This window comes from Methylobacterium sp. WCS2018Hpa-22 (assembly GCF_031843785.1).
Lineage (GTDB): Bacteria > Pseudomonadota > Alphaproteobacteria > Rhizobiales > Beijerinckiaceae > Methylobacterium.
On record NZ_JAVTJA010000027.1, the window covers coordinates 24233 to 46157 of the forward strand.

Annotated in this window: 24 protein-coding genes and 1 pseudogene; 12 read left to right on the forward strand and 13 right to left on the reverse strand. The window is 65.3% G+C overall.

Going from position 1 to position 21925, the window contains the following annotated elements; genetic code table 11:
- Positions 1 to 82 precede the first annotated feature (82 nt).
- Together RQI43_RS23565 and RQI43_RS23570 are read left to right on the forward strand one after the other, a co-directional pair.
- Positions 83 to 1777, forward strand: a complete 1695-nt coding sequence (locus RQI43_RS23565; protein ID WP_311276784.1) for a hypothetical protein — start codon at positions 83 to 85, stop codon at positions 1775 to 1777.
- Between the two features lie 316 nt (positions 1778 to 2093).
- Positions 2094 to 2255, forward strand: a complete 162-nt coding sequence (locus RQI43_RS23570) for a hypothetical protein (protein WP_311276785.1) — start codon at positions 2094 to 2096, stop codon at positions 2253 to 2255.
- Positions 2256 to 2301: 46 nt separating this feature from the next.
- On the opposite strand, the gene RQI43_RS23575 is transcribed toward RQI43_RS23570, so the two are convergent.
- Complete coding sequence (locus RQI43_RS23575; protein ID WP_311276786.1) at positions 2302 to 2748, reverse strand: hypothetical protein; 447 nt, start codon at positions 2746 to 2748, stop codon at positions 2302 to 2304.
- Entirely contained in the window at positions 2748 to 3344 is a 597-nt protein-coding gene (locus RQI43_RS23580; protein ID WP_311276787.1) for a recombinase family protein, read from the reverse strand. The genes RQI43_RS23575 and RQI43_RS23580 overlap by 1 nt, the downstream gene beginning before the upstream one ends.
- Before the next feature lie 496 nt (positions 3345 to 3840).
- On the opposite strand from RQI43_RS23580, the gene RQI43_RS23585 reads away from it, so the two are divergent.
- Genes RQI43_RS23585 through RQI43_RS23605 form a run of 5 tightly spaced genes read left to right on the forward strand, consistent with a single transcriptional unit; the run spans position 3841 to position 6808 of the window.
- On the forward strand, positions 3841 to 4224 hold the full coding sequence (locus RQI43_RS23585; protein ID WP_056186085.1) for a hypothetical protein: 384 nt from the start codon (positions 3841 to 3843) through the stop codon (positions 4222 to 4224).
- 13 nt (positions 4225 to 4237) lie between these two features.
- Positions 4238 to 4747: an RNA polymerase sigma factor gene (locus tag RQI43_RS23590; protein ID WP_018044293.1), complete on the forward strand. Its 510-nt coding sequence runs from the start codon at positions 4238 to 4240 to the stop codon at positions 4745 to 4747.
- Positions 4744 to 5553 (forward strand): anti-sigma factor, encoded by an 810-nt coding sequence (locus RQI43_RS23595; RefSeq protein WP_056186082.1) that lies wholly within the window; start codon positions 4744 to 4746, stop codon positions 5551 to 5553. Before RQI43_RS23590 ends, RQI43_RS23595 begins: the two co-directional genes overlap by 4 nt.
- The gene (locus RQI43_RS23600) at positions 5550 to 6440 is read left to right on the forward strand and encodes a LysR substrate-binding domain-containing protein (protein WP_056186080.1); all 891 of its coding nucleotides are present in this window, start codon (positions 5550 to 5552) and stop codon (positions 6438 to 6440) included. Before RQI43_RS23595 ends, RQI43_RS23600 begins: the two co-directional genes overlap by 4 nt.
- On the forward strand, positions 6437 to 6808 hold the full coding sequence (locus RQI43_RS23605; protein ID WP_056186077.1) for a YidH family protein: 372 nt from the start codon (positions 6437 to 6439) through the stop codon (positions 6806 to 6808). Before RQI43_RS23600 ends, RQI43_RS23605 begins: the two co-directional genes overlap by 4 nt.
- 2 nt (positions 6809 to 6810) lie before the next feature.
- Here the strand turns inward: RQI43_RS23605 and RQI43_RS23610 are convergent, their stop codons facing one another.
- The 5 genes from RQI43_RS23610 to RQI43_RS23630 form a co-directional block, all read right to left on the reverse strand.
- Positions 6811 to 7896 carry a sulfite oxidase gene (locus tag RQI43_RS23610; RefSeq protein ID WP_056186076.1) on the reverse strand — a complete coding sequence of 362 codons (1086 nt, stop codon included), beginning with the start codon at positions 7894 to 7896 and terminating at the stop codon, positions 6811 to 6813.
- A gap of 79 nt (positions 7897 to 7975) precedes the next feature.
- The gene (locus RQI43_RS23615) at positions 7976 to 8959 is read right to left on the reverse strand and encodes a beta-propeller fold lactonase family protein (RefSeq protein ID WP_056186073.1); all 984 of its coding nucleotides are present in this window, start codon (positions 8957 to 8959) and stop codon (positions 7976 to 7978) included.
- A gap of 185 nt (positions 8960 to 9144) precedes the next feature.
- Positions 9145 to 9483, reverse strand: a complete 339-nt coding sequence (locus tag RQI43_RS23620; protein WP_056186069.1) for a cytochrome c — start codon at positions 9481 to 9483, stop codon at positions 9145 to 9147.
- 11 nt (positions 9484 to 9494) lie between these two features.
- Positions 9495 to 10718, reverse strand: a complete 1224-nt coding sequence (locus RQI43_RS23625) for a molybdopterin-dependent oxidoreductase (RefSeq protein ID WP_056186066.1) — start codon at positions 10716 to 10718, stop codon at positions 9495 to 9497.
- Positions 10719 to 11209: 491 nt separating this feature from the next.
- A complete protein-coding gene (locus RQI43_RS23630) occupies positions 11210 to 11443 on the reverse strand; it encodes a hypothetical protein (protein ID WP_018044302.1) in 234 nt (77 codons plus the stop codon).
- Positions 11444 to 11657: 214 nt separating this feature from the next.
- Between RQI43_RS23630 and RQI43_RS23635 the strand changes: the two genes are divergently transcribed.
- Positions 11658 to 12809 (forward strand): TDT family transporter, encoded by a 1152-nt coding sequence (locus RQI43_RS23635; RefSeq protein WP_311276788.1) that lies wholly within the window; start codon positions 11658 to 11660, stop codon positions 12807 to 12809.
- Positions 12810 to 12835: 26 nt separating this feature from the next.
- Here the strand turns inward: RQI43_RS23635 and RQI43_RS23640 are convergent, their stop codons facing one another.
- The gene (locus RQI43_RS23640; protein WP_056186060.1) at positions 12836 to 13933 is read right to left on the reverse strand and encodes a YeiH family protein; all 1098 of its coding nucleotides are present in this window, start codon (positions 13931 to 13933) and stop codon (positions 12836 to 12838) included.
- A gap of 309 nt (positions 13934 to 14242) precedes the next feature.
- Between RQI43_RS23640 and RQI43_RS23645 the strand changes: the two genes are divergently transcribed.
- Both RQI43_RS23645 and RQI43_RS23650 read left to right on the forward strand, forming a co-directional pair.
- A complete protein-coding gene (locus RQI43_RS23645; RefSeq protein WP_043768345.1) occupies positions 14243 to 14995 on the forward strand; it encodes an IS6-like element ISMex25 family transposase in 753 nt (250 codons plus the stop codon).
- 63 nt (positions 14996 to 15058) lie between these two features.
- A pseudogene (locus RQI43_RS23650) lies at positions 15059 to 15172 on the forward strand (cytochrome c biogenesis protein CcdA); the annotation flags it as partial.
- Between the two features lie 54 nt (positions 15173 to 15226).
- On the opposite strand, the gene RQI43_RS23655 reads toward RQI43_RS23650, so the two are convergent.
- Entirely contained in the window at positions 15227 to 16276 is a 1050-nt protein-coding gene (locus tag RQI43_RS23655; RefSeq protein WP_056160311.1) for a YeiH family protein, read from the reverse strand.
- A 132-nt stretch (positions 16277 to 16408) separates the two neighbouring features.
- Between RQI43_RS23655 and RQI43_RS23660 the strand changes: the two genes are divergently transcribed.
- Positions 16409 to 16687, forward strand: coding sequence for a hypothetical protein (locus RQI43_RS23660; protein ID WP_244478466.1), 279 nt, complete (start codon positions 16409 to 16411; stop codon positions 16685 to 16687).
- Positions 16688 to 16735: 48 nt separating this feature from the next.
- Here the strand turns inward: RQI43_RS23660 and RQI43_RS23665 are convergent, their stop codons facing one another.
- The 4 genes from RQI43_RS23665 to RQI43_RS23680 all read right to left on the reverse strand — a co-directional run bounded on the left by RQI43_RS23665 (position 16736) and on the right by RQI43_RS23680 (position 20611).
- Positions 16736 to 17062, reverse strand: a complete 327-nt coding sequence (locus RQI43_RS23665; protein ID WP_056160309.1) for a hypothetical protein — start codon at positions 17060 to 17062, stop codon at positions 16736 to 16738.
- Between the two features lie 11 nt (positions 17063 to 17073).
- Positions 17074 to 18267 (reverse strand): molybdopterin-dependent oxidoreductase, encoded by a 1194-nt coding sequence (locus RQI43_RS23670; protein ID WP_056187088.1) that lies wholly within the window; start codon positions 18265 to 18267, stop codon positions 17074 to 17076.
- 35 nt (positions 18268 to 18302) lie between these two features.
- The gene (locus RQI43_RS23675) at positions 18303 to 19160 is read right to left on the reverse strand and encodes an amidohydrolase family protein (RefSeq protein WP_056160302.1); all 858 of its coding nucleotides are present in this window, start codon (positions 19158 to 19160) and stop codon (positions 18303 to 18305) included.
- 62 nt (positions 19161 to 19222) lie between these two features.
- Positions 19223 to 20611 (reverse strand): MFS transporter, encoded by a 1389-nt coding sequence (locus RQI43_RS23680; RefSeq protein WP_056187145.1) that lies wholly within the window; start codon positions 20609 to 20611, stop codon positions 19223 to 19225.
- Positions 20612 to 20860: 249 nt separating this feature from the next.
- Between RQI43_RS23680 and RQI43_RS23685 the strand changes: the two genes are divergently transcribed.
- Positions 20861 to 21745 (forward strand): LysR family transcriptional regulator, encoded by an 885-nt coding sequence (locus RQI43_RS23685; protein WP_082508010.1) that lies wholly within the window; start codon positions 20861 to 20863, stop codon positions 21743 to 21745.
- The last annotated feature ends 180 nt before the right edge of the window (positions 21746 to 21925 follow it).

Consider the following 21925-nt stretch of genomic DNA (forward strand, 5'->3'; position numbering starts at 1 on the left):
GGCTGTGAAGGAATTCACGATCGAGCACATCCCGGCCGAGTGCCCTGGGGACGTATCCTCCAAGGCTGAGGGCGCGTCGTCCATGGCTTTCGTCCAGATCGGTGCGTCTGAGCTTACGGGCGATCTGGAGGTCGGGAACGAGGTGCCGATGCCTGTGTTGCCGGGCGAGGCGGACGTGGACGTGCCCACCATCCGGTTGCGCGCGGGGCGGCTGGACCTGGCCGCGGACGCGGCCGCCAAGGCGCTGGTCGCCGCCCACGTGCCGATCTACCGCCGCGGCGACCGGCTCGTGCGCCCGAGCATGGAGGTCGTCGATGCGGCCGACGGCGCCAAGACGGTGACGGCCAAGTTCAGGGACGTTTGTTCTCCGGCGCTGACCTACACCCTGGCGCGTCACACGATCTTCGAGCGCTATGACCTGCGCAGCAAGGCCTGGGTGAGCATCGACCCATCCGAGAAGGTCGCGGCCATGCTGATGTCGGGGGTCGGTGACTGGCCCCTGCCGACGGTGGCAGGCATCATCACCGCGCCGACGCTGCGCCCGGACGGCAGCCTCCTGTCGCAGCCCGGATACGACCTGCAGACCCGGCTCTACCTCGTCGAGGATCCGGGGTTGCGGCTCCCGCCGATCCCCGAGGCCCCGACCCGGGACGAAGCGCTCGCAGCCCTCGAAACCATCCTTACGCTGCTGGCCGAGTTCCCGTTCGTGGGGCCGGAGGACCAGGCGGTGGCACTCTCGGGGATCCTGACGACGGTGTCGCGTCCCGCCCTCATGGCGTCGCCCTTGCACGCTATCCGGGCCCATACGCCGGGCACGGGCAAGTCGTACCTGGTCGACATCGCGTCAGCCTTCGCCATTGGGCGCCGCTGCCCGGTGATTGCGGCGGGCCGGACCGAGGAGGAAACGGAGAAGCGCCTCGGCGCCATGCTCATGGCCGGCATGCCGATCGTCTCGATCGACAACGTCAACGGCGAGCTCGGCGGCGACGCCTTGTGCCAGATTACGGAGCGACCGCTCGTGCGGGTCCGGGTGCTCGGTAAGAGCGAGACGGTCGAGATCGAAAGCCGCGCCACCGTTTTCGCGACGGGCAACAACCTGATCCTGGTGGCCGACATGACGCGACGCACGCTGCTCTGTCGGCTGGATGCGGGCGTGGAGCGACCGGAGATCCGCGAGTTCCAGAAGAAGCCCGTCGACCTCGTTCTGCAGGACCGCGGTACCTTCCTCGCCGCAGCGCTGACGATCCTGCGCGCTTACCAGGTCGCCGGCCGACCCAATCAGCTGCCGCGGCTCGCCTCCTACGAGCAGTGGTCGGATACCGTACGGTCCGCGTTGGTGTGGCTCGGCCAGGCAGATCCCGTCGCGACCATGGAGGCGACCCGGGAAGGGGATCCGGAGGCGCAGGCCATCCGTCAGCTCTACGCCCATTGGCGTGAGACGCTGACCCTCAGTGCCGGTTACACCAGCGCCCAGCTCATCGCCCAGGCGAACGTCCTCGATGGTCCGATGGGCGACGGCGTCTATCTCCACGAGGAGTTCCGGGACCTCCTCGTGCGCCAGGCCGGCGAAGGGCGGACGATTTCGACGAAGCGCCTGGGCAAGTGGCTGACGCGGGTCTGCGGTCGGGTCTTCGACGGCGTGCGTCTCGAAGTCCGCACCGACCCGAGCAACGGCAACAAGTACAGCCTGCGGCGGGTCGACGACGCGCCGATGACGGGCTCTCCCGATGCGGAGGCGGCGGCCGCCGCCTACCGAAGGGCGTCGCAAGGGGTTTGAAGGGTGTCAGGGGTCCATCGAGGACCCCTCACCCAAACTTGCAGCGTGGCTCTGGTCGACACTTTCGCAGCTTCGCCCCACGCAAACCCCTGAAACCCCACCAAACCCCTAGATCCTCATTCTTTGTATGTTCTGAGATTAGGCAGAGTCTATGACCCAAATTCCCCTGATAGATGGAACTCAGGGTCGGCGGTTCCCGATTAAGCCGGCTTACAGCGCGCCCTGCAACGGCTGCGGCTTCTGCTGCGCGACCGAACCGTGCGGCATCGCGCGCACATACATCCCCGATCATCCTGTCGAGGGACCGTGCCGTGCCATGGAGTACGAGGACGGCCGGTTCGTCTGTGGCATGATCCGCCACCCGAGCCGCTACATGCCAGACCTTCCGAATGATTGGGCCGACGGATATCTCGGCTCGCTGTTCGCGCAGGCCCTAGGTGCCGGTAAGGGATGCGATACGGACGATGCAGATGCGTAGGTCTGCCCGAAGTTGCTTCGCTCACGCTCGGACATGTTAAGGGCCTTCAAGGTCCGCGAGTATGAGCTCCGGCGTATGGACCGTGGAACAGGTCTCCCATCGCCTTCCTCCGGAACAGGGTCCGCCAACGCCTGCGCTGATGTTCCGGGCGGTCATGGTTCATGTGACAGCGCTGGCAGAAGGCTGCGAGGTTCGTGCCCACGTTGTTGGCGGTGTCGTGATCGCGGTGGGCTGCTGCCAGCACGACCTTCGTTGCGCGGATGACGCCAAGATCCTCGATGGTCGGAAGGGTTCGGAGCGTTCGCCCCTGCCCATCACGCCAAGTACCGATGCCGGCATCCCACCATCGTCCGTCGCCGAGGTGGTAGACCGTCTGTCCATGCGGCCGGCCACAGCCCTCACAAGTGCCGCCGGCTCGGCGGAAGCGGATCGTCGCCGAGAGCTGAGGCCAGTCGATTGGGTAGAAGAAGCGGTGCTCGCGCCGGATCGGCATCAGGACGATCCCTGTCGTACCGCATCCGCCTGACTGCGGGCCCGGGCCTGTGGAAAATAGCTGTAGAAGGTGTCCCGGCTGACCCCGAGCCGCTTAGCGATGGCTGCGATCGAGATGGTACCTGATTGCAGCAGGGCACGCCCGACCTCGATGTCGGCTGGCGTGAGCTTCTTCGGCCGGCCACCCTTGCGTCCGCGCGCCAGGGCGGCCTTGAGCCCTTCCATGGTGCGCTCGCGGTTGAGGTCGAGGAAGTACTCGGCCATAGCCCCGTGCATCTGCAGGGCGAACCGTCCATGGGCGGTGTCGCTGTCGAACTGCTCGGTCAGGCTGCGGAAGTGGATCTCCTTCTTCCGGAGGCTGTCGATGGTCCGCATCATCTCGACGAGCGAGCGGCCCAGGCGATCGAGCTTCCAGACCACGAGGACATCGGTCGGTCGTAGGTAAGTGAGAGCGGCCTCGAACTCGGGGCGCCTGGTCCCGGCTTTGCCGCTCTTTTTCTCCTCGAACAGGCGGTCGCAACCGGCGCGTGTCAGCGCGTCCCGTTGCAGGTCGAGGTTCTGATCGAGGGTCGAGACGCGGGCGTATCCAACAAGCATGTCGGGATAGTGATTCAGACGCGTTTAATCCGCAATAGAAAACCGGTCATATTTTTCCGACAGAAACGGGGCGCTCTGGGGTGGCTCCGACCCGGCACATTGAGAATGTCGTGAATACGATCGAATACCGGACAGCTATACGGTTAGGACGAATATCCCGATTGGGTGGGATGTGGAAGTTGACCGACCGCCCGTAAGCGGAAATTCCGTCTGCGACCCAACTACGCCGTAAGAGCAAGCCAACGTATCTCTTGAAAGCAGACGTTGCAGTCGATCTCGCCGTGCGAGGGCATGATCTCGGATCTCCGCCTTTCAGAGTGGTGACGCCGCCGCATCATTCCTCTGACTGCTCCTGGGTGACGGCCGTATGCCGTGGTTGAGGACGAGTCGGCGGTCACGCTGACGTCACCAATCTTTTTCGTGTGTCAGTGGAATAGACGCGCCCGTTCGGCATCTCTCCCGATGCGGTCATGGTCGACCGCCGGAGACCTCACTCATGCACACCATGCTGATCCGCGCTGCCTTTGCGGCCTTCGCCTTCTCCGCCGTCGCCGCCCAGGCCGCTGCGCCTGCGATGACGGCCGAGACTGCCAAGGGGCCGGCGCTCGTCGATTCCAAGAGCATGACCCTCTACACCTTCGACAAGGACATGGGCGGCAAGTCGATGTGCAACGGCCCCTGCGCCGCCAACTGGCCGGCACTGATGGCCGCCTCCGGCTCGGCTGCTAGTGGCGACTGGACGATGGTGACGCGGGACGACGGGACGATGCAGTGGGCCTACAAGGGCAAGCCGCTCTACACCTTCGCCAAGGATACGAAGCCCGGCGACATCACCGGCGACGGATTCCTCAACGACGCGTGGCACATCGCCAAGCCCTGATCGGTAAAGCCTCGTGGACGAGATCGCCGCCCTCATCGAACCGCAGATCCCAGCGTTGCGGCGCTACGCAGTCGCACTGTTGCGGGACCGCGAAGCGGCGGATGACCTCGTCCAGGACACCCTGGAGCGGGCGTTGTCCGGCTGGTCCGGACGTCGCCGCGACGGCGACCTGCGAGCCTGGCTGTTCACGATCGAGCGCAACCTGTTCCTCGGCACTGTTCGACGCCGGGGCCGGCGCGGCATCGATGTCGGCGCTGAGGCTTTGGAGCAGGTGCCCGATCCGGGTGCCGACCCCGAGGCCGTTATGGGGGCACGCGACGTGCTCACCGGACTCGACGCCCTGCCCGAGGAGCAGCGCTCAGTGCTACTGCTCGTCGCGGTCGAGGATCTGTCTTATGCGGAAGCGGCGCAGGTGCTCGGAGTACCGCTGGGCACGGTGATGTCGCGGTTAAGCCGAGCCCGGGAGCGGATGCGAAGTTTTCTGGAAACGGGCCGAACCGGCTTGTTGAGGAGGGTGAAATGAGCGGGGATCCGCGCCCGGTCGGCGAGGACGACCTGCACGGCCTGATCGACGGTCATCTTGAACCGGAGCGGCAGGCGCTGGTCGAGGCATGGCTCAGGGGAAACCCCGCGCGGGCGGCCGAGGTCTCGGCGGATCGCGCCCTGCGCGAGCGCTTGCGTACCCGCCTCGCGCCGATTGCCGAGGAGGCGATCCCGGCGCGGCTCCGGGTGGCCAACATCCGCTCGCGACATAGCCCAATAACCGGGCGCTGGCTTCCGGTCGCGGCTGCGGCCGTGTTCTGCCTCGCGGTCGGCGGTGCCGCCGGCTGGTTCGGCCATGCCGCGCGGCAGGTACCCACGGTCACGCTTGCGCGAACCGAGCCGGCGACCGACGACGCAGTGGCGGCCTTCCGCACCTACGTGGTCGAGGCGGTGCATCCGGTGGAGGTGCGCGCCGACGAGAAGCCGCACCTTGTTACGTGGCTCTCGAAGCGCCTCGGCCGGGCGGTGACCACCCCCGACCTCACGGCCTACGGCTTCCGCCTGATGGGCGGGCGGTTGTTGCCCGCTGGGTCCGAATCCGCAGCGATGCTGATGTACGACGACGACCACGGCACCCGGCTGACGCTCTACAGCCGCGTGGGCGATGCGGATGGCCGCACAGTGTTCCGCTTCGCCCGCGAGGGCGACGTCGCCGCTTTCTCCTGGGTCGATGGCGGCATGTCCTACGTCGTCACCGGTCGGACCGACGAGGCCCGGCTGCTCACCGTCGCGCAGGCGGTTGATGCGCAGGTCCGCGGCCTCGCGCCGGATCGGCAGCAGCCATGACCCTCGACCAGCTCCGCATCTTCGTGGCGGTGGCCGAGCGGCAGCACGTGACGCGGGCCGCCGAGGCACTGAACCTCGTTCAGTCGGCGGTCAGCGCGGCGATCGCCAATATCGAGGGGCGTCACGCCACCAAGTTGTTCCACCGGGTCGGCCGCGGGATCGAGCTGACCGAGGCGGGGCGCACGTTCCTTGTCGAGGCCCGTGCCGTGCTCGCCCGGGCGGAGGCCGCCGAACTGGTGCTCGCAGACCTCAGCGGCATGCGACGAGGGACGTTGGCGCTTTACGCCAGCCAGACCATCGCCAGCGACTGGCTGCCGCGCCATCTCGTTGCCTTCCGCCGGGCCTACCCCGAGATCGCTATCCGGCTGGCGGTGGGCAACACCACCGACGCCGCCGACGCGGTGCGCGCGGGGCAGGCCGAACTCGGCTTCGTTGAGGGAGCGCTGGACGACCCGACGCTCGCGAGCACGACCATCGCGCGAGACCAGCTTGTCCTCGTAGTCGCTCCTGGCCATCCCTTCGCCGGGGCTACTGCCCTCGAACCCAAGGAGCTCGCAACGGCCAATTGGGTGCTGCGCGAGGCGGGATCGGGAACCCGCTCGGCTTTCGAGGCGGCGCTGACGGACGCCGGCCTCGCTGCGGCTCAACTCCAAGTCACACTCGAATTGCCCTCGAACGAGGCGGTCCGCGCCGCCGTCGAGGCCGGGGGCGGGGCCGCCGTGCTGTCCGAGACCGTGGTCGCCGCAGCGCTTCGAGCCGGGACCCTGGTACGGGCGGCGTTCGCCCTGCCGAGCCGTCCTTTCCGGGTGCTGCGCCACAAGGAGCGCTACTGCAGCCGGGCCGCCGACGCGCTTCTCGACCTGATCGCGACGGCGAACATCAAATGAGTGAGCCCGCGAAACCCGTGCCCCCCGACGATCCCCGGGTGAGGCTCGCCGAGGACCGGACGGTGCTGGCAGCCGAGCGTACGTTCGTGGCGTGGCTTCGCACCGGGCTCGCCTTCCTCGGCGTCGGCCTGGCTGCGCAGCGCTTCCTGCGGGAGGTGCTGGCGGTTTGGCCGCTGAAGGTGCTGTCGCTCACGCTGATCGCCTGTGCGCTCGCCTCGTTCGCCGGCGCCGCATGGCGGGATCGGGCGATTCGAGCGCGTCTTGCCCATACCGAGATCCCGATGATGCCGCGCATCCTCACCGTCGGGATCGCGGCCCTGCTGATCGCGATCTCGGGCCTTGCGGCCACCGCCCTACTCTGGGCGTGAGGTCAGGCCACCGTGACCCGTACCCGGTGCCAGGCGGCGCTGAGGTAACCCTTGTAGTTCCAGGTGTCGTCCGGCGCCGCAGGCTGGGTCTGGCCGGCTGAGTCCCAGGCCCGCACCGCGAGTTCGTGTTCGCCCGCGGTCAGCTCGCAGTCGATCTCCCAGAACGTCCAGGCGTAGGGTGCGTCCGCATCGCGGTCGATCCGGGCCTGTGCCCAGCTGCGACCGCCATCCGTCGAGACGTCGACGCGGGCGACCGCGCGGTCGCTGGCGATGGCGTAGCCGCGGATCGCGTGCCGGCCGGCCTTCAACGCTGCGCCGCGGGCGGGCTCGCAGATCGCGCTGTTGAGCGGCATCGCCTCGATGGTGATGCCGTGGGTGGGGTCGGCGGTCTCGGCGGTCACGTCGGGCGGAAACAGCTTGTAGTCGTCGGCCTGCATCGGATTGTCGGAGGGCCGGTCCTGCACCGTGATGCGGGCGAGCCACTTCGGGCTGCGGATACCGGCAAATCCCGGCACCACCACGCGCAGGGGGTGGCCATGCTCGGGGGAGAGATGCTCGCCGTTCATTGCGAAGGCGACCAACGTATCGGGGGCCAGCGCCTTGGCGAGCGGGATCGAGGCGCCGAAACGCGTGTCCGTGTCCGCGATCCGGTCGTGGCTCTCGAAGGCCACGTGGCGCGTATCGCCCGCATCGATGCCGGCCGCGCGCAGCACGTCGGCGAGGCGCACCCCAGTCCATTTCGCGTTGCCGATGGCGCCGGGCGCCCACGGGTCGCCGGAGACCGGGGCCACCGCTAGCATGTCGGCCCGGCGGTTGCCGGCGCATTGCATTACCGCCGTGACGGTGACGGGCGCGAACCGCGTCTTCAGATCGGCAATGGACAGTTCGAGCGGCGTCGCAACCATCCCGTCGACGGTCAGGCGGTAGCTGTCGGCGTCGAGATCCGGGATATTCCCGTGGCTGCGGACGTAGAAGTCGGCCTGCTCGGTGAGGAAGGCGGCGCGTAGGCGATCGAGCGGTGGCTCGGCGTTGTAGGGCGCCTTTCCGTGGACGATGAGGCGGTCCTTGCGCTGGAACAGGCCGAGCATGGGGTCTTTGTCCTGCGTTCGTGACGTGTCGACGACGAGAACGCGCCGGGAGCCGAGAAGGCACCCGACGCGCGACGCCTCAGGGCTTCATGGTCGAGATGACCGCGTTCTTCGCCCGGTCCACCACGGCGACGCTAAGGTCGCGGTTGAGGACGTAGGCGTGGGCGTTGTCGGCCGAGAACGCGATCGCCTGGCGCGGCTCGTTCAGGCCGGTCACCGTGGCGACGACCTTGAGGGTGCCGGTATCGATCACCGAGAGCGAGTTGTCCTTGAGGTTGCCCGAATAGACGAAGTGCCCGTCCGGGGTCAGCGCGGCGCCGTAGGGGTCCTTGCCCACTGCCACCTCGGAGGTGACCTTACGGGCGGCGACATCGACCACGCCGATGGTGTTGCGGCCGCTGTTGGCTGCAAACAGCGTCTTTCCGTCCTTGGTGATCGAGATGGCGCGCAGCTTGTCGAACCCGGCGATCTCGCCGGTGATCTTGTTGGTGGCGGTATCGACCAACGTGATCTTGTCGCCGAGGAAGTTCGTCACGAACACGGTCTTGCCGTCCGGCGACAGCTTCACGCCCTGGCGCGGCTGCGCGAAGCCGGGGATCACAGCCTCGGCGAGCATGGTCCTGGTGTCGAACACGGTCAGCGTGCTTGCGGCCTCGTTATTGACGTAGAGCTTGCCCCCGTCGGCCGAGAGCACCGTACCGAACGAGCCGGGGCCCGCGGCGAGAACGCCGGCCTCCTTGCCGGTGGCGGTCTCGTAGACCGTGATCCGGCCGGTGCCGCTGTCGGAGACGTAGAAACGGGCGCCGTCCGGCGCGAACACGATGTTTCGCGGCGTGACGAAGCCGTCGAGGCGGCGCAGCACCGTGCCCTTGGCGACGTCGTAGACGACGACGGCGCTCTCCTCGCTGTTCGACACAGCGGCGACGGTCCCGGCGGCGTTCAGCGCCAGTGCGTTGTTCTTGATCGCGCCGTCGAAGCCGGCGGCGAACCCGGGCTGGGCCTGCGCTAGGAGCAAGGCGGCTCCGGCGAGGAGGGTGCGGAGGCTGGTGCGGATATGGGTCATGAAGCGGGTCTCTCGGGCATGCGCGCTCGTTCGGCGGCCGGGGCCTACCGTGAGGGCTGGTTCGAAATCGGAAATCCGTGGTCTAAGGCCGGGCCGGCCGTGCATCGCCCTGGGGAGACGCCGGAAGGCGCGGTCTATTCCCCGAGGCCGGCGAAAAAAGCGCGGCGGCCTCGGGATTCGGGGGTTCAGGGTGCCGGCTTCAACGCCGTCAGGTAGTCGACGATGGTCTGCACGTCGGCCTGATCAACGGGCGCATTGTAGACGTGGACCATCTTGTTCACGGTCTCGGTCCACTGCGCCTTCGTGAGCTTGGGTTGGGTTAGCACCATCCCGGCCGAGTGGCAGGCGAGGCAGTTGTTGTTGACCGCCTCGGCCCCCTGTCCGTCGGGGAAGGTCCGGTCGGAGGTCGGCATCGCGATGGATTGTGAGGTGAAGCGCATCGGCTCGGGGGCCGGGGCGGCAAGCGCCACCAGAGGAGACAAGGCGAGCGCGGCGATCAGGGCCGCCGGATGGATCGGGTTCATGGCTGGTCTCCTCAAGCGGCCTGGAAGGATACGGCCTCGATGCCGTTCTGCATGAAGCCGGCCCCGTTCCAGATCCGGTCCATGCCCTGCGCGACGCCGTTGGTGTTGGTGCAGCGGACCCTGACCGTGTGGGTGCCGGCGGCCAGCGCCGGCAGGCTGCCGTCGAAGCGGCGGAAGCTGTAGGGGCCCTCGTCCGCGCCGAGTTGCGCCGGAAACCACGTCGCCCCGCCGTCTCTGGAGAACTCGACCGCCTTTACCCCGCAATCGCCGCCGAAAGCGATGCCGCGGATGGCCACCGGCGTTCCGGCTGCCACCTTGGCGTCGTCCTGCAAATTGGTGATGAACGAGCGCGGCACCATCCTGTTGATCGGCACCGTCTTGAAGCCGGTCTGGCCTGGTTTGATGTTGGCGCCCGGCACGTCCGGAATGCGGTAGGCGGTCTTCATCCAGTATTGCTCGTCGGGCTTGTCCAGCACCTCGATGTCGGACAGCATCTTGACCCAGTAGGTCGAGTACCAGCCCGGCACCACGAGGCGGAGCGGGAAACCGTTGAGCAACGGGAGCTGCTCGCCGTTCATCGCGTAGGCGATCATCACCTCACCATTGTTGGCGTGGTCGAGATCGAGGGACTTCTTGAAGTCCGGCGCGTCGTCGACGACCGGCTCGTCGAGGCCGTTGAAGCGCACCTGCACGGCACCGGCCTTCACCCCGGCCTTTTCGAGCACGTCCTTGAGGCGCACCCCGGTCCAGCGGGCGTTGCCCATCGAGCCGTTGGCCCATTGCGCCCCGGGCACCCGCGGCTCGAACAGCCCGCGTGAATTGCCCGAGCACTGGTTCACCGCGGCGATCTCGAAGCGCGGCAGGCCGGCGATGGCGTCGAGCGAGAGCGAGAGTTCCTTATCGACGTGGCCGTGGACCTTGAGCCGGAAGGTGCCGGCATCGACTTCGGTCGGGATCGAGGCCCAGTGCCAGCGCACGTAGAAGCGGTCGTTGGGCGTGAACACGCCCTCGTCGAACACCGAGAACGGCGTCTCCAGCAGCGGCGGATGGGTGCGCTGGAGGATCATCTCGCCTTTGCCCGGAAAGGCGGTGGTCAGCGCCCGCTCGTCCGGGCCGCCGGGCAGCGGAAGCTTCACCGAGCCCGCGGCCCAGGCCGGCATGGCGGCGGCGAGGCTGCCGACCCCTAGGCCACCCAGGACGAGGCGGCGGTTCAACGGTTCGTGCAGATGGCGCATGATGTCTCCCTGGAATCGTTTGTTGGGCCGCGTCGGCCGGTCGCTAGATCTCGGTGTCGCCGTCGGCGGACGGCATTGGCGTCGGTCGAGACGGTTCGGTCTCGCCGCCGGAAACTCGGGTCATCGATCCAAGGCATCCCGGCAAAGAGGCGTCTTCTCCGTGAAGGAGATGCTACGGCGAGACGATTATTCCATCCAATGATCGTTCGAGATCTCAACGATCTCCGATTGCGATCATCCGAAGATCTCCGATCTCCGATCAATGGCGGGCGGCCGGATCAGATGATCGTCAGCCAAGCGGTGCCGACGGCGGCGACAGTCAGGGCGACCGTCCAGAATAGGACCCAGCGCATATGACCGCTGGTCTCGCCCTGCTAGGCCTCGTCGGTGGTCTCGATGGTGGGTCGGGTCATGACGGATCTCCCTGCCATTCGGGTGGTCGAAGGCTTCACGCGCCGCCGGACGGATGCCCGGCGGCCAAGGGGGCGCTGTCAGCGTCCGATCAGTTCCCGCGCCGGGCCGCCGGTCTCCTGGCCTCGGCCACGGGCGTAGGCCGGGAGTGCCGGGTTCTTGGCGTTGGCGCCATCGGCGTCGCCGTAGATCGGTGCGGATGGGCTGGTGATGAAGCGGACCTGCGGAGCGCGGAGGCCCTGGGCCTGCGAGAGGCCCGTCATGCCGACAAGCGCGGAGGCGGCGAGGGCGACGGCGGCGATCGTACGGGTCATGGTCGATATCCTTCTGGTGGGGTCGTCACGCCGGTTCGTGATGACAAGAAGGTAGCGGCCGGAAACCATTCGTACTAATGGTTTGATTAGCTAGTTTTAATCGATTGTTTTGATGATTAAGCGCCGCTTGCGAGTTGCTGTCTATCGCGGCGGCGCGCGATGCGGGGTCGTGCTAGAGCCGGTGCGTTGACCCTCCGAAGCCCAAGAGCGCCCCGTGTCCGAATCCAGTCTGCTGGCGATCAGCACAGGCCTAAAGCCGCTCTCGCGCCTCCAGCATCCGCGGGACGTGGTCCGACAATTCACGCCGAACTGGTTCACCGTGGTGATGGGCACTGGCGTGGTCGCCTTGACCCTCGACCGCCTGCCAGCGACGCATGCCCTGCTGGCCCCTGTGCCGCTCGGGCTCTGGCTCGCCTCCGTCGTGCTCTTCGCCACCTTCTGCTTGGTCTACGGCGCGCGCTGGATCTTCTACTTCGACGGCGCCCGACGGATCTTCGGACACTCGACGGTGTCGATGTTCTTCGGGGCGATCCCGATGGCACTGGCGACGCTTCTGAACGGGCTGCTGATATTCGGTCCGCCCTATCTCGGCGCAGAGACCGTCCGAATCGCACTGCCGCTGTGGTGGTTCGACGTGGCGCTCGCTCTGATCTGTGCTGTCGCGATCCCCTACCTGATGTTCACCCGTCAGGAGCACCGCATCGACCAGATGACGGCCGTATGGCTGCTGCCAGTGGTGACAGCCGAGGTCGTCGCCGTCTCCGGTGGCCTGCTCGCTCCAGCCTTGAGCGGCGAGAGCCAACAACTCGCCGTCATCGTCACGAGCTTCGTACTCTGGGGCGTCTCGGTCCCGCTGGCGCTGAGCATCCTGGCGATCCTGGTGCTGCGCATGGCGCTGCACAACTTGCCACCGCGTGAGATGGCCGCATCGAGCTGCCTCTCCCTCGGTCCGCTCGGAACCGGGGCGCTCGGCCTGCTCGTGCTGGGGCAGGCCGGTGGCCCGATCCTCGCGGCAGGCGGTTTTGCCGGCGCGCCCGAGATCCTCAGGATCACGGGCCTGATCGGCGCGCTGATCCTCTGGGGCTACGGCGCCTGGTGGTTTCTGCTCTCGCTCGCCGTCACCGTGCGCTACCTACGCGCCGGCGTTCCGTTCAACCTCGGCTGGTGGGGCTACATCTTCCCGCTCGGCGTCTATGCCCTGGCCACCCTGCGGATCGGCGAAGTGACGGCACTCAGCGGGTTCGCCTGGCTCGGAGCGGGCCTCGTCGGCCTGCTGACCCTACTCTGGCTGATCGTGTCCGTGCGCACGTTGCGCGGGGCCTATCGCGGGGAGCTCTTCGTCTCGCCCTGCCTCGCCGGGGCCTGACCGGGCCTCGGGCGCATCCGATCGGTTCAAGCGAGGCCCAGCACGCGGATCAGACCGAGGCTGACGGCGCCGAGTGCGACGAGCGAGGCGACCACCGCCAGGGTCACCCGTGCTCCGGCCTTAGCGACGCTGCGCACATCGACCCCGAGACCGAGCGCCGCCATCGAAACCACGGTCATCACGTTGGCAGTCTCCGACATCGGCGCGAGCGCGACCTGCGGGACCAGCCCGGCCGAGCGAAGGCCCGCGAGCGCCAGGAAGGCGAGGATGAACCACGGCACCAGGCGGTGGATCGCGAGGCCGGCGCGAGCAGGGCGGTCGCCGGCGGTGACGCCGGGGGCGGCCTCGTCGGTCTCCTCGCGCAGCCGGCTTGCGCCGAGCGAGAGCATCAGGACGACCGGGCCTAGCATCAGCACCCGGACGAGCTTCACCAGGGTTCCGACCTGGACGCTGAGCGCCGCGACCGGCGCGGTGGCGGCGAGGACCTGCGGAACAGCGTAGACGGTGAGGCCGGCGAGCACGCCGTACTGCATCGGCGACAGACCGAGCAGCGGCACCAGCAGCGGCAGGCCGAGCACCACCAGCACGCCCAGCACCGCGGTGAAGGCGATGGAGGCGGCGACGTCCTCGCCATCGGCGCCGATCACCGGTGCCGTGGCCGCGATCGCCGAGTTGCCGCAGATCGAGTTCCCGCAGGCCACGAGGATCGCCATGCGCGGATGCAGCCCGAGCGCTCGGCCGATGCCGTAACTCGACAGGATCGCCACGACGACGACGCCCGCGATGCCGAAGAGCAGGCCCGGTCCGGCGGCGAGGATCGTCGCGAGGCTGAGCGACGCGCCGAGCAGTACGACCGCGATCTCCAGCACGGTCTTGGCCCCGAAAGCGATGCCGGGAAAGAAACGCTGCGACGGGGTCCAGGCGGTGCGGATCGCGCTCCCGAGCAGGATCGCCAGCACCAAGGCTTCGAGCCAAGCGCGACCGAACAGGTGCGTCTCGACGGCTTCGAAGCCGATCGCTGCGGCGGTGACCGCCACACAGAGGCCCAGTCCCGGAAGGATGGCTCTCGTGCCGGCTAAGGCACGCGTCGAACGAGAGTGGGAGAAAAGTCTGGGCGCGGACATGGATGGCTCCGATGTGATGCCGGAGGATCCCAGGTCCCGTTCATTCACTCCAACGGAATGATTAGATGTTTCCCATCACTGAAATAGATGGAATGATGACCCCTTCAGAGTTTGCGGAGACCCATTTTGTGGGGCCGACAGGCGGATTCACCCGTCGATCCAACGGGCCTTGATCGCCGTGTCCGCAGCAAGCTCATAGATCCTGACGGAGCCCGTCGCGAGTTCGAGGGGCCCTGTCGCAAACCCGTGGCGTTTACCCCGCGTTGACCATAGAGCCCGCATGGCACCTCCTGTTTCGGAGGCCACCCCATGATCCTGTCCGCCATAGCCGCGAAGCTGAAGCAGCGCTCCAAAGCCGATTTCAAGGGCCGGCACTACGAGGCGGCCCTGATCGTTCAGGCCGTCGCCTGGTACCTGCGTTACCCGCTGAGCTATCGTGACATCGAGGAGCTGTTCCTGGAGCGCGGGGTCGAGGTGGACCACAGCACCCTGAACCGTTGGGTGCTCGCCTACGCGCCGTTGATCGAGAAGCGGCTGCGCCAATTTCGCAAGCCGCACTGCGGGTCGATCCGGATCGATGAGACCTACATCAAGGTGCGTGGTGAGTGGCGCTACCTCTACCGAGCTGTCGACAAGCACGGCAACCCAGTCGACTTCCTCCTCACCGCTAACCGCGATCTCGACGCGGCCAAGCGGTTCTTCCGTAAGATGCTGGCGGATCAGCCACTTCTTGCGCCCGATCGGATCGGCACGGATGGTGCCAGCACCTATCCACCCGCGATCGTGGCTGCGAAGAGCGATAGTCTTCTGCCCCACGCGCCGCTCCACTACGTCACCAAACATCTGCAGCAAGGCATCGAGAGCGACCACTTCCGGGTCAAGAAGAACATGCCCCGGATCGGCGGCTTCCGCTCCTTCCATACAGCGCGACGCACGATCTGCGGCTTCGAGGCCATGCTCTGGCTGCGGAAGGGCTTCGGTTTCGCCGGCGCGTGGACGGTCCGCGAGCAGAACCGTCTTCTCGCACTCTGCTTTGGGCTTCCGCAGGCGAACAAAGCGTGAAAGCAGAACGGTAGAGAGCCTTCCGCGGCCTGACACTGAGTTCGCGACAGGCACTTCTCGATCGCCGGCTTGCCGGGTCAGTTCGGAGTCGGCCTGCTTCTCGGCGCAGTCTGGAGCCCTTGCGTCAGGCCGACGCTTGGTGCGGCATCCCTGCTCGTGTCCCAGGAACGCGACCTCACTGCCTCTTGTGCGCCTGAGTAGCCATCCTAGCGACTTTTGACGGTGCGTCGTTCAAGTGATGCCGAGCACGCGGATCAGCAACAGACTGACCCCGATCAGAACAGCCAGCGATGCAGTGACAGCGAGCGTGACGCGCCCACCGACGCGTGCAAGCACACGGACATCGACGCCAAGACCAAGAGCGGCCATCGACAACACGGTGAGGAACCCCGCGAGTTGGGTCAGCGGCTTCACCGCGACGTCCGGGATCAGACCGAGAGAGCGCAAAGTCGCTAGCGCCAGGAAGCCGAGGATAAACCATGGCACCAACTTGGTGAGGCCGAGCCGCCCAGCCTTCCGTGTTGGAGTGCCGGGCTCGACCGGAAGCCGCGAGGCAATCAGTGAAAAGGCCACCACGACGGGGCCGAGCATGAGAACGCGTACGAGCTTAACCAGCGTGCCAACTTGCGTGCTCAGGAGGCTCACGGGCACGGTCGCTGCCAGCACTTGCGGCACCGCGTAGACCGTCAGCCCCGCCAGCACCCCATACTGGTTATCGCTCATCCCGGCCAGCGGCACGAACAGGGGCAGCCCGAGCACCATGAGCACACCTAAAACCGCCGTGAAGGCAATCGAAGCGGCGATGTCCTTGGCTTGAGCCCCGATCACCGGCGCGACCGCGGCGATGGCTGAGTTGCCACAAATTGCGTTGCCACAGGCCACCAGGATAGCCATGCGCGCGGGCAGGCCGAACGCACGGCAAATGAGAAAACTCGTTACGATGCCGAGGATCACCGTTCCGACGATACCTCCCAAGAGCGCCGGGCCAGAAGCGAGGATCGCGCCAAGGCTGAGCGAGACTCCAAGCAGGGTAACGGCGACTTCCAAAAGCTGCTTGGCGGAAAAGGCAATGCCGGTGTGGAAGCGCGCATCGGGTGCCCAGGCAGTGCGCACTGCGATGCCGAGCAGGATAGCCAACACCAGGGCCTCAACATAAGGGTGACCGGAGACATGCTCTTCCAAGGCCTGCGCGGCCATGGCAATGAGCGTGATCACTACGCACAGGCCAATGCCAGGCAGAACCGATGCCGGCGAGACAGGCTTTTCGCGGAGCACTGCCATTGCGGGGGCTTTCTGGGATGCGTCTAGGCTCACGATGCGGCTTTGAGGCGTGTTGGGAAGAAAACGTTCGTTGGTTCTCCATTGCGGAGAAGTACTCTCTCCAGAGGGAGTGAAGTTCGGAAAACCCCTCCCTTGCTTGAGACGGCCTTGGGCGCGACATATCTTGTCATGCGCAACACTCCTGACACGTGGTCATCACCGATCACTTTCGATCCCTTCGGCGAGCCGGTCCCCGAGGGCGTTGCGCGCGCTTACAGATCTACCGCGGGCGACCACACCGCTCGCCGAATCGGCGGTGTGATATTCTGGAGCTTGGCGCTTCTGATCCTGGCTGGACGCATCTACGCCGCTGACCTGCCTGTGGTTCAAACGGTCGCCTCGTACGCCGCAAAGGTCGTGGCTCTGATCTGAGGCCTGAGCTATTTTTCCCAACCCGCGAATGCTGGGCTGTAGAAGCTTTTAATAGGTCGCTGTTAGGTAAGCGGCGATGACCTTGGCGTCGGCCTCAGCGATCGGCGCATGGTAGACTTTGATCATCTTACTCACCTCGGCTTCCCAGAACGCCTTGCCTTTCCCTGGCGGCTGCATCGCAATGTAGTCGACGGAGTGGCAGCTCATGCAGTTGGCTTGCGCCGCCTCGAAGCCGATTATGTGAGTCGTGTCCGTCCCACCTTGGGGTGCTCGCAGCTGTGCCGTGGGCTCGGGTAGCGCGTAACTCCGAGGCTCGGCCACGGCCGTGCCGGCAGCGAGTATGAGTGCGATGCTGGTGACAAGAAATCGCGTCATCCCATTCTCCCTCAAGCCGCCCGCACGCGGGTGCTCTCAACCACGTTGCGCATATAGCCGGCCGGGTTCCAGCGCGGTTCCATCGGCTGGCTCGTGCCATCGTTAGCCGTCGCTTTGACCCGAATGATGTGGGAGCCGGCGGGAAGGTCGACGTCCAGGGTCCAGGCCCGAAAGGCGTAACGCCCAAAATCCTGACCCAGCTTGGCAGGCAGCCAGGTTCCCCCATCGTTGGCGGAGACCTCAACCGTCTTGATGCCGGAGCCGCCGTCGAAAGCGATGCCGCGCAGCGGCGTCGAGCCCGCCTTCACGCTGGCTCCATCGATCAGGTTTGTGAGGAAGGAGCGCACGTTGAAGCGCCCGATCGGTACGGTGCTGGCTGCCGCCTTGCCGGGCTCGGTGCAGGCGCAGGGCGTGTCGGGGATACGGTAGGCGGTCTTCATCCAGAACCCCTCGAACGGCTTGTCGAGTACGGTGATCGCGTTGAGGTGCTTGACCCAGTAGGTGCCGTAGAGCCCCGGCACGACGAGGCGTAAGGGGTAACCGTTGAGCCAAGGCAGTTCCTGCCCGTTCATCCCCCAAGCCAGCATCACCTCGCCGTCGCGAGCGTGGTCGATGTTCAAGGCCTTCGCGAAGTCCGGCGTCTCCGGGATCACAGGTCCATCAAGCCCCTCGAACGCGACCTGGACGGAGCCCGCCTTTACGCCCGCCTTATCCAGCACGGTCTTCAGCGACACGCCGGTCCAGCGCGCACAGCCCATCGCACCGTTTGCGAGTTGGCCACCGGCCATACGTGGTTCGAAGAAGCCGCGGGAATTGCCTGAGCACTGGTTGACCGCGACGACCTCTGTTTGCGGCATTGCCTTGAGATCGGCCAGCGCGAGTGAAACCGGCGCTTCGACGTGACCCTGTACTGCGAGGCGGAAGGTGTCCGGGTCGATCTCTGTGGGGATGTCGGCGAGGTGATATCGCACGAAGAACGCGTCGTTCGGAGTGATCACCCCCTCGTCAAAGACCGAGAACGGCGTCTCGAGCTGCGGCGGCCGGGCCGTCATCTGCAACAGCGGGCGCTTGCCCGGATAAGCCACCAGTGGGCGCTCGCCATTGCCGAAGGGCAGACCGACCTCGGCCGCGAGGACCGAACGTCCGACCAGCGCTAGGGCGCCTGCGCCGAATAGGACCTCACGTCTGGGAATTTCTTTCCTCATTGCACACCTCTCTTGAAAAGCAGCTTCGGAGGTGGTCAGGCGCCGAGGCCGAGCCCCAGCAACCGGTTTGCATTGCGCCAGAGTGCAGCGTCGAGTGCGTCTTCAGAGAGTCCGAGCTGGCGGAAATCCTCCACGCCCTGCCGCATTGGCCTGAACGGGAAGGAGGAGCCAAACAGGAACTGATCCCGCATGAAGCTGTTGGCCGCCTCAACGTAGAGGCCGCCGCCGGGCGCAAAGGTGTACATGTCGGGCGAGACGAAAACGTTCTCGTTGCGGAAAGCCACCGTCACCATTTCGGCGACGTTCGGGTAGAAGCCGTGGCAGCACACGAGCGGCAGCTTCGGAAAGGTCTTCGCCACCCGATCGACCGCAAGCGGGTCATTGAGGCGCAAGTCGGGCGTCGTCGGGCCAGACATCACGAAGGCCGGCACCCCCAATTCCTGACACAGCTCGTAGAGCGGCATCAGGCGCTCGTCGTCGGCGCGCATGGCTTCTCCGTAGAAGCCAGCATCGAGATTGACGCCTTTGAAGCCGAGCTCGGTTACCGCGCGGCGGGCTTCGGCCACGGCAGCATCACGGCCGAGCTCCACTGGGTCTACCGAGGCGATACCGACCAGCCGCTTCGAGTTGTGTCGAGCGACCGTAGCAAGGTCGTCGTTGGCAATCCGCACGCCCGGCACCGAGCGGGCGACCATGACGGCGACGTCGATGCCAGCCCCGTCCATTTCCGCAGAAAAGCCCTCAACGGTCATCCCTCGGGTAAAGTGGTCGATCTCGCGGCCGCCAACACGCCCGTTCAGCCAGCGCACAACGCCGTACTCAGGAGTGTCAGGCGCCCCACCAAAGAACTTGTGCAGGAAGGTCGGGCGGCTACGCATGTCTACGATCGGCATGGCTTCTTCACTCCTTGTTAGGGGGAACCCGGCGCACGATCCTGAGCGCCAGGTTGGTCAGATCAGTGAGAGACCGTCTCCAGCACCTTGCCGCGCGTCTCGACGCCAAGCGTCAGGACGAGGAGAGCTGCGATGAGGAAGCCACCCGCACCGACCTGGAAGGCAGTGGCGGGGCCGTAGTTCTGCACCAGCACTGGCACGATCATGGGCCCAAGGATGGCGCCGATCCGCCCGAAGGCCGAAGCGAAACCAGCTCCCGTCGCCCGGGCACGGGTGGGGTAGAGTTCCGGCGTGTAAGCGTAGAGACAGCTCCACATACCAAACATGAAGAACTGCATCACGAAGCCCGAGACGAACAGCCAAGTCTGATCGACGGCGTTACCGTATAAATATGCAGCGATCGCCGAACAGATAAGAAAGGCCGCCGTAGTGGGCTTGCGCCCGATCTTCTCCAAGAGTAGCGCCGCAGTGAAGAAGCCGGGGATGCCACCCACCGTGATCAGCGTCACGAAACCGACCGAGCTGACGATCGAGAAGCCACGCTCCTTCAGGAGCACCGCGATCCACGAGTTGAGGCCGAAGAAGCCGATCAACGCGAAGAACCACATTCCGAAGGCCATGACCGTGCGCAGGCGGTACTCAGGCGAGAACAGCGTCGCGATTGGGTTTTGATACGGTACGGGCGCCGTGACTGCGTCCACAAGGGACGGCGCTACCGGCGGTAGCGGCCGGCCAGTGGCGCGTTCAACTTCCCGCTCCATCGTCGTCATCACGGCTTCGGCCTCAGCGTGGCGGCCCTTGTCAGCGAGCCAGCGCGGGGATTCTGGCATGGAGCGGCGCACTAACAGCACCACCATCGAAAGCAGGCCCACAATCACAAAGGCCCAACGCCAGCCGAGATAAGGCAGCACGAAGAAGCTGATCGCACCGGAGAGCACGTATCCGATGGCCCAGAAGCCCTCCATGAAGGCGATGTACTTGCCGCGCACGTTGGCCGGCACAATCTCCGAGACCATTGCTTGCGCGACCGGGGCCTCGCCGCCGACCCCGACACCGATCAGGAAGCGGCAGGCCATCAGGACCGGCAAGCTCCAGGCCGCCGCAGCCGCGAGACTGGCAAGTCCCCAGACCACCATCGTGACCTGGAATACGGCCTTGCGCCCGAAGCGATCGGCGGCAGTGCCCGCCACAATGTTACCGAGAAGCTGACCTGCGAAGGTCATCGCCGCGAGCTGGCCTGCCTCAGTGGGCGTGAGCCCGAAGGCGACAACAATCGAACCTAGCAAGAAGGTGAGCAGCGCCACGTCGACCTGGTCGACCAGCCAGGCGGAGGCAATGATTGCGAACACCTTCCGCTGGTACGCCGACATCGGCAGCCGCTCCAGCCGTCCGGCGATGTTGGCCGTGGCAGCAGCAGCGGCTTGGTTTGAAGCGGTGATTTCGATCCCCATACCGATCGGGGGGTCCGTAGCAAGGTGCATGGCGTGTCTCCTGGACGTTTCCTCGTTGGCGTCCAGGACGTACGCCGCGAACGCCGCCTGGACTTTCTTGAGCGTGTAAACAGCCCCTCATCCAATCAGACCGAACGAGTTCGAGGCGGCATCATTTTTCTAATTTTTGCTCGTCCTGCAGGATAACTTTGCTCCCCTTTCCACGATTTGCACTAATATAATTCTATTTTGGCCTTATAAGTTGTGGTTATGGCCCTCAACCTCCACCTCCTGCGTTTCTTCGCGACCGTCGCTCAGACTGGCAGCTTCTCCCGAGCAGCTGAGGAGCTGCACGTGAGCCAACCCGCAATCTCGCAAGGGGTACGGGATTTTGAACTGCAGGTGGGATGTCGACTGCTTGACCGTGGCGCTCGAGGTGTCCGCCCGACTCGGGAGGGCGAAGCCTTGCTGCGACATGCCAGAACTCTTTTCGCCATGGAGAGGGCAGCTGAAGAGGAACTATACGCTCTGCGGGGCCTCGGGAGCGGGATGCTACGGATCGGCGCAAGCACCACAATCGCAACTTACATGATCCCAACTTACCTCGGCATTTTTCATCGCGCGTATCCAGGTATTGAACTCAGCATTATTAGTGCCAATACGCGAGCTATTGCTGCCCTTCTGATTGAGCATGCAATCGATGTCGCATTGGTTGAGGGACCCGTTGAGGATCCGAGTATTGTCAGCGAAGCTTGGCGTCAGGACGAGATGGTTTTAATCACCTCACCGGAGCACACCTTCGCGAAGGCAGCTGAGCCAATTGATCCCGCACGCATTTCGGAAGAAATCTTTATCGTCAGGGAGCCAGGCTCTGGATCACGGGAAATCGTATCCGAAGCATTAAGTGCTAATAAAATCTGCCCAATTCGACGACTTGAAGTCGGAAGCACAGAGGCGATCAAGCAACTTGTGGCAAGCAGCCTTGGAGTAGCAATGGTCTCGGTCGCTACAATTCGTGACCAGATTTCCGTCGGTACAATAGTCGTCGTCCCGATCCGCGATCTGCGGATCGAGCGGGTTCTATGGCGGCTGAGTGTGTCAGGACGCCTTTCTAATCCAGCGACAATTGCATTCAACAAGCTAATAAATTTATAGCTTAAATTTTCATATGCATCGATATTTAAATCGAAGTTTTTATTGATGACTATGAAAAGATCGTGCAGGTAAAACAAAGCTAATTTCCTCTGCTTCGAGCGCAGGAATTATTTTTGTAAATAAAACGATCGTATTCACGACATTAGAGATGGATCAGGTCCGAGCGGCCTCGAACCGCCC

Excerpts from the sequence above, each read along its gene's own strand:
- RQI43_RS23675 (WP_056160302.1), bottom strand. The coding sequence starts at position 19,160 with ATGCCGATCGTAGACATGCGTAGCCGCCCGACCTTCCTGCACAAGTTC.
- RQI43_RS23570 (WP_311276785.1), top strand. The coding sequence starts at position 2,094 with ATGGAGTACGAGGACGGCCGGTTCGTCTGTGGCATGATCCGCCACCCG.
- RQI43_RS23680 (WP_056187145.1), bottom strand. The coding sequence starts at position 20,611 with ATGGGGATCGAAATCACCGCTTCAAACCAAGCCGCTGCTGCTGCCACG.
- RQI43_RS23595 (WP_056186082.1), top strand. The coding sequence starts at position 4,744 with ATGAGCGGGGATCCGCGCCCGGTCGGCGAGGACGACCTGCACGGCCTG.
- RQI43_RS23665 (WP_056160309.1), bottom strand. The coding sequence starts at position 17,062 with ATGACGCGATTTCTTGTCACCAGCATCGCACTCATACTCGCTGCCGGC.
- RQI43_RS23610 (WP_056186076.1), bottom strand. The coding sequence starts at position 7,896 with ATGCTCGGCCTGTTCCAGCGCAAGGACCGCCTCATCGTCCACGGAAAG.
- RQI43_RS23655 (WP_056160311.1), bottom strand. The coding sequence starts at position 16,276 with ATGGCAGTGCTCCGCGAAAAGCCTGTCTCGCCGGCATCGGTTCTGCCT.
- RQI43_RS23645 (WP_043768345.1), top strand. The coding sequence starts at position 14,243 with ATGATCCTGTCCGCCATAGCCGCGAAGCTGAAGCAGCGCTCCAAAGCC.
- RQI43_RS23615 (WP_056186073.1), bottom strand. The coding sequence starts at position 8,959 with ATGACCCATATCCGCACCAGCCTCCGCACCCTCCTCGCCGGAGCCGCC.
- RQI43_RS23685 (WP_082508010.1), top strand. The coding sequence starts at position 20,861 with ATGGCCCTCAACCTCCACCTCCTGCGTTTCTTCGCGACCGTCGCTCAG.
- RQI43_RS23565 (WP_311276784.1), top strand. The coding sequence starts at position 83 with ATGGCTTTCGTCCAGATCGGTGCGTCTGAGCTTACGGGCGATCTGGAG.
- RQI43_RS23670 (WP_056187088.1), bottom strand. The coding sequence starts at position 18,267 with ATGAGGAAAGAAATTCCCAGACGTGAGGTCCTATTCGGCGCAGGCGCC.
- RQI43_RS23620 (WP_056186069.1), bottom strand. The coding sequence starts at position 9,483 with ATGAACCCGATCCATCCGGCGGCCCTGATCGCCGCGCTCGCCTTGTCT.
- RQI43_RS23605 (WP_056186077.1), top strand. The coding sequence starts at position 6,437 with ATGAGTGAGCCCGCGAAACCCGTGCCCCCCGACGATCCCCGGGTGAGG.
- RQI43_RS23625 (WP_056186066.1), bottom strand. The coding sequence starts at position 10,718 with ATGCGCCATCTGCACGAACCGTTGAACCGCCGCCTCGTCCTGGGTGGC.
- RQI43_RS23575 (WP_311276786.1), bottom strand. The coding sequence starts at position 2,748 with ATGCCGATCCGGCGCGAGCACCGCTTCTTCTACCCAATCGACTGGCCT.
- RQI43_RS23600 (WP_056186080.1), top strand. The coding sequence starts at position 5,550 with ATGACCCTCGACCAGCTCCGCATCTTCGTGGCGGTGGCCGAGCGGCAG.
- RQI43_RS23640 (WP_056186060.1), bottom strand. The coding sequence starts at position 13,933 with ATGTCCGCGCCCAGACTTTTCTCCCACTCTCGTTCGACGCGTGCCTTA.
- RQI43_RS23630 (WP_018044302.1), bottom strand. The coding sequence starts at position 11,443 with ATGACCCGTACGATCGCCGCCGTCGCCCTCGCCGCCTCCGCGCTTGTC.
- RQI43_RS23580 (WP_311276787.1), bottom strand. The coding sequence starts at position 3,344 with ATGCTTGTTGGATACGCCCGCGTCTCGACCCTCGATCAGAACCTCGAC.
- RQI43_RS23585 (WP_056186085.1), top strand. The coding sequence starts at position 3,841 with ATGCACACCATGCTGATCCGCGCTGCCTTTGCGGCCTTCGCCTTCTCC.